Origin of the sequence: Gilvimarinus algae, from assembly GCF_030518215.1 — a bacterium.
GTDB classification, from domain to species: Bacteria; Pseudomonadota; Gammaproteobacteria; order Pseudomonadales; family Cellvibrionaceae; genus Gilvimarinus; species Gilvimarinus algae.
In genome coordinates this window covers 1-336 of record NZ_JAULRT010000009.1, presented here as the reverse complement: position 1 = coordinate 336, position 336 = coordinate 1, and the positions used below count along the sequence as shown (strand labels likewise).

The 336-nt window shown below is 66.7% G+C and carries 1 protein-coding gene; it reads left to right on the top strand.

From position 1 onward, the window contains the following. Positions 1-46: 46 nt before the first annotated feature. On the top strand, positions 47-336 hold a 290-nt coding region (locus QWI16_RS00020; protein ID WP_302710671.1), incomplete at its 3' end, for a helix-turn-helix transcriptional regulator.

Genomic DNA, 336 nt, shown 5'->3' with positions numbered 1-336 from the left:
GGGGCTGGTCATTCGCTTTCGCAACCAGAACGGCCTGGTGGCCGAGGTGTACCGGCATTTACGGGCGCGTGGCTATGGGCAGTGGCCCACGTTGGCGTCGCTGGCACAGCAGCAGGGTATCAGTGCCAGCACCTTCCGCCGGCAGTTGGAGCGCGAGGGGCGCTCCTACCAGCAGATCAAGGACGAGGTACGCCGGGCGATGGCTTTCGAGCGCTTGCGCGAAGGCGTGCTGAGCATTGCCGAGATCGCCGAGCAGGCCGGCTTTCAGGAGCCCAGCGCGTTCCACCGGGCGTTCAAGAAATGGACCGGGCAGAGCCCCGGTAGCTACCGCGCACG